The sequence below is a fragment of the Streptomyces katrae genome (genome assembly GCF_000966975.1).
GTDB classification, from domain to species: domain Bacteria; phylum Actinomycetota; class Actinomycetes; order Streptomycetales; family Streptomycetaceae; genus Streptomyces; species Streptomyces katrae.
The window spans coordinates 1-4,517 of sequence record NZ_JZWV01000167.1 but is presented as its reverse complement, the minus strand read 5'-3'; the positions used below and the strand labels follow the sequence as shown (position 1 = coordinate 4,517).

2 protein-coding genes and 2 pseudogenes are annotated in these 4,517 nt (G+C 71.0%); 2 read left to right on the top strand and 2 right to left on the bottom strand.

Annotated features, from left to right (window positions below):
* Positions 1–784, bottom strand: a pseudogene (locus tag VR44_RS08225) (PucR family transcriptional regulator); the annotation flags it as partial.
* A 199-nt stretch (positions 785–983) separates the two neighbouring features.
* Here VR44_RS08225 and VR44_RS08220 point away from each other — a divergent pair.
* Both VR44_RS08220 and pruA read left to right on the top strand, forming a co-directional pair.
* On the top strand, positions 984–1,910 hold the full coding sequence (locus tag VR44_RS08220; protein WP_042813727.1) for a proline dehydrogenase family protein: 927 nt from the start codon (positions 984–986) through the stop codon (positions 1,908–1,910).
* Between the two features lie 30 nt (positions 1,911–1,940).
* Positions 1,941–3,572 carry an L-glutamate gamma-semialdehyde dehydrogenase gene (gene pruA / locus VR44_RS08215; RefSeq protein ID WP_045946730.1) on the top strand — a complete coding sequence of 544 codons (1,632 nt, stop codon included), beginning with the start codon at positions 1,941–1,943 and terminating at the stop codon, positions 3,570–3,572.
* A gap of 86 nt (positions 3,573–3,658) precedes the next feature.
* On the opposite strand, the pseudogene VR44_RS08210 reads toward pruA, so the two are convergent.
* Positions 3,659–4,359, bottom strand: a pseudogene (locus tag VR44_RS08210) (nitroreductase family protein).
* Positions 4,360–4,517: the final 158 nt, after the last annotated feature.

Sequence of the window (4,517 nt, the reverse complement as noted above, 5' to 3'; positions counted from 1 at the left end):
CCGAGGACCGCACGGCACCCGCGCCCCCGGCCGTCCCCGGCGCCCCTCCGGCCGCCGAAGCCCGGGGCAGGAGCCGGCCCAGCGCCGTCAGCGCCGGGCCCATGGCGTCCGCGGAGCGCAGCCGCAGGAGGACCGCCAGGCGGGGCGGCCCGGCCGCGGCCGCCGTGTCCGCCGGTACGACGCACACCGCCGCCGCCCCCGGCACCGACGGGGGCGCCTCCCCGGACCACGGGGCCACGCACACCGCCGCGTGCAGCCCCTCCGCCCCCGCTCCCAGGGCCAGCCTCAGCGAGGCCACGGCCATGTCCTGCTGCCAGCCCCGCCCGGCGGTCAGCACCGCGAGGAACTCCCGGGAGAGGTCGGCGCCCGCCTTGGCCTCCTCGGCGAGCAGCACCCCGATCCGCTGGGCCACCTCCGTGGCCGCCGCCAGGGCCTCCGGCGCCGGCCCCGGATCCCGGTCGAGGAGCCACACGTAGCCCTGGACGATGCCCCGGTACCGCACGGGCAGGCAGATCCGGCCCCGGAAGACCCCCGCGTCCGGCGCCGCCGGGATCCGGACCGGCTCGGTGGCGCGGGCGATGCCGAAGCCCTCGAACCAGGCCCGCACCGCCGCCGTGGACTGCCGGGTCAGGATCGAGCGGGTGCGGACGGGGTCCATCGCGAGGTCGTCCTCGCTGTCGTGGGCGCCGAAGGCGATCAGGCGGAAGTCCCGGTTCTCCAGCGTCGCCGGGGCGCCGAGCAGCGCCGAGATCTCGTCCACCAGGTCCTGGTAATCGCCCTTCACGGGCACATTCTCCCACCCCGCCGACGCCTCTTCAGACAGATGTATGAGATCGCGGACACGGATGCGTGACAGCTGTCGATGGCAGAGGATCGGGGAGATCCATAAATTTCACGGTGGTTTTACTTGCGTATTCCCTACGGCCGCAGCACACCCCCGCGGCGCCCGTATGACCGCTTCTGCCACCCGTTGGAGGTGCCCCGTGCTGGGTCCCGCGATCCTCGCCGCTTCGCGCAGCGACAAGATGCGCCGAATCGTCTCTGCCGCCCCGGTGACCAAGCCGGTGGTCAACCGCTTCATCCCCGGTGAGACGGTCGACCAGGTCATCCCGATCGTCGAGGAGCTCACCCGCAAGGGCCTGGAGGTCACCCTCGACGTGGTCGGCGAGGACATCACCGCCGTGGAGCAGTCGTACGCCGCCCGGGACGCCTACCTGGAGCTCATCGAGCGCCTCAAGGAGCTGGGTCTGGGCGAGGCCGTCGAGATGTCGGTCAAGCTGTCGATGTTCGGCCAGGCGCTGGAGGGCGGCCACGAGCTCGCCCTCGCCAACGTCCGCCCGGTCGTCGAGGCCGCCGCCGCCATCGGCACCACCGTGACCCTCGACGCCGAGGACCACACCACCCTCGACTCGATGTTCGCCATCCACGAGGAACTGCGCCGGGACTTCCCGCAGACCGGCTGCGTCATCCAGGCCTACCTCTTCCGCACCGAGGCCGACGCCCGCCGCCTGGCCGCCGCCGGCAGCCGCGTCCGGATCGTGAAGGGCGCCTACAAGGAGCCCGCCGAGGTCGCGTACCAGGACAAGGCCGAGATCGACAAGGCGTACGTCCGGATCATGCGGATCCTCATGGAGGGCGAGGGCTACCCGATGATCGGGTCCCACGACCCGCGCCTGATCTCCATCGCGCAGGAGCTCGCCCGCCAGGCAGGGCGCAAGCTGGACGAGTACGAGTTCCAGATGCTCTACGGCATCCGCAGCGAAGAGCACCTCCGGCTCGCCTCCGAGGGTCATCGAATGCGGGTCTACACGGCCTATGGCACGGACTGGTACGGCTACTTCATGCGCCGCCTCGCGGAGAAGCCGGCCAACCTGCTGTTCTTCCTCCGCTCGATGATCACCAAGAACTAGCCCAGAACCAGGTCAAGGAGTTACCTCGCCATGGATGCTGTGACCCAGGTCCCCGCGCCGGTCAACGAGCCGGTCCACTCGTACGCCCCGGGCAGCGCCGAGCGCGCGCGTCTCGAGATCCAGCTCAAGCAGCTGTCCGAGAACCCGATCGACCTCCCGATGACGATCAACGGCGTCAAGCGGATGGGCGGCGGCGAGCGCTTCGACGTCGTCCAGCCGCACGACCACAAGTCGGTCATCGGCACGTACGCCAACGCCACCCAGGCCGACGCCCAGGAGGCCGTCGACGCCGCCCTGGCCGCCGCCCCGGCCTGGCGCGCGATGTCCTTCGACGACCGCGCCGCGATCATCCTGCGCGCCGCCGAGCTGCTGGCCGGCCCGTGGCGCGAGAAGCTGGCCGCCTCCACCATGCTGGGCCAGTCGAAGACCGCGCAGCAGGCCGAGATCGACACCCCGTGCGAGCTCGTCGACTTCTGGCGCTTCAATGTCCACTTCGCCCGCCAGATCCTGGCCGAGCAGCCCGCCGCGAACTCCGCCGGCGTGTGGAACCGCAGCGACCACCGTCCGCTCGAGGGCTTCGTCTACGCGATCACCCCGTTCAACTTCACGGCCATCGCCGGCAACCTGCCGACCGCCCCGGCCCTGATGGGCAACGTGGTCGTCTGGAAGCCGTCCCCGACGCAGACGCACTCCGCGGTCCTCCTCATGGAGCTCCTGGAGGCGGCCGGTCTGCCCAAGGGCGTCATCAACCTCGTCACCGGTGACGGCATCGCCGTCTCCGAGGTGGCCCTGAACCACCCCGAGCTGGCCGGCATCCACTTCACCGGCTCGACCAAGACCTTCCAGTACCTGTGGAAGACGGTCGGCAACAACATCGAGAAGTACCGCTCGTACCCGCGCCTGGTCGGCGAGACGGGCGGCAAGGACTTCGTCGTCGCGCACCCGTCCGCGGACCGCGCGATCCTGAAGACCGCCCTGACCCGCGGCTCCTTCGAGTTCCAGGGCCAGAAGTGCTCGGCCTCCTCCCGCGCCTACGTTCCTGCCTCGATCTGGAACGACGGCTTCAAGGAGCAGTTCGCCGCCGAGGTCGACGGCATCACCATGGGTGACGTCCGCGACCTGTCGAACTTCATCGGCGCGGTGATCGACGAGCGCTCCTTCGCGAAGAACAAGGCCGCGATCGACCGTGCGAAGGCCGACCCGACCTGCACGATCGTCGCGGGCGGCACGTACGACGACTCGGAGGGCTACTTCGTCCGCCCGACCGTCATCGAGTGCACCGACCCGGAGAACGAGGTCTTCACGACCGAGTACTTCGGCCCGATCCTCGCGGTCCACGTGTACGAGGACGACAAGTACGACGAGATGCTCGCGCAGATGGAGAACGTCTCGGCCTACGCCCTGACCGGCTCCGTCATCGCCCAGGACCGCTACGCGGCGGCCGACACGATGGAGAAGCTCCGCTTCGCGGCGGGCAACTTCTACATCAACGACAAGTCGACCGGCGCCGTCGTCGGCCAGCAGCCCTTCGGCGGCGGCCGGGCCTCGGGCACCAACGACAAGGCGGGCGCGGCGTCCAACCTGCTCCGCTGGACCTCGACCCGCTCCATCAAGGAGACCCTGGTCCCGCCGACCGAGTACGGCTACCCCCACATGGGCTGACCCGTCCTCCTCTGAACCCCGCCCCCGCTCCGGTACCCCCAAGTCCGGAGCGGGGGCGGTCCCAGTGCGGGGTGTTCCGGGGCCGGTCAGACCTCGACCATCACCTGGTCCAGGGACTTGCGGACCAGGTCGGGGACCTCGCAGTCGTCCGCCGGGTAGCCCACCGGGATCACCGCGAAGGCCTTCTCGTTCTCGGGGCGGCGCAGGACGTGGGAGAGGAACCGCATGGGGCTCGGGGTGTGGATGAGGGCCGCGAGGCCGCTGAGGTGGAGGGCTGTCAGGAGCATGCCGACGGCGATGCCGACCGACTCGTCCACGTAGTAGTGCTTGCGCTTCGTGCCGTCCGGGCCGAGCCAGTAGCGCTGCTGGAAGACCACGATCAGGGCCGGGGCGTCCGTCAGGTGGGTCTTCACGGCGTCGGTGCCGATGGGGCGCAGGGCGGCCAGCCACTCGTCGCCGAGGCGGCCGTCGTAGGAGATCTGCTCCTCCTGTCGGCGGCGGCGCGGATCTGCCGGCGGACCGCGGGGTCCTTGACCAGGACGAAGGTCCACGGCTGCTGGTGCGCCCCCGACGGCGCCGTGGCGGCGCAGGCGATGGCGTCGCGGACGGCCTGCTCGGGGACGGGGTCGGGGGAGAAGTGGCGCACGGTGCGCCGTTCGTCCATCCGGGCCCGCAGCTCCGCCGCGCGCGCGAGGGATTCCTGACTCGGCATGCGCGCGGGGCGGTAGGCGACGGGCCGGTAGGGCTGGCCATGGGTGGGGGTCCACTGCTGGGTCTCAGGCGACATGCGCAGATCTTCACGCGGTGGCACGCCCGAGGCCAGGGTCGCGGCAGCGGCAGCTGCCCGTTGTGTGGGGGGACGGGGGTTATGGGGCTGGCGAAGGTCGGTCGATTCACTGGGTGGCGGGGTCGGTTCGAAACCCTCGGCCCGGCGGGGGCCGAGGG

Bases quoted from the DNA above. Each gene is read 5' to 3' on its own strand.
- pruA (WP_045946730.1), top strand. From the start codon at position 1,941: ATGGATGCTGTGACCCAGGTCCCCGCGCCGGTCAACGAGCCGGTCCAC.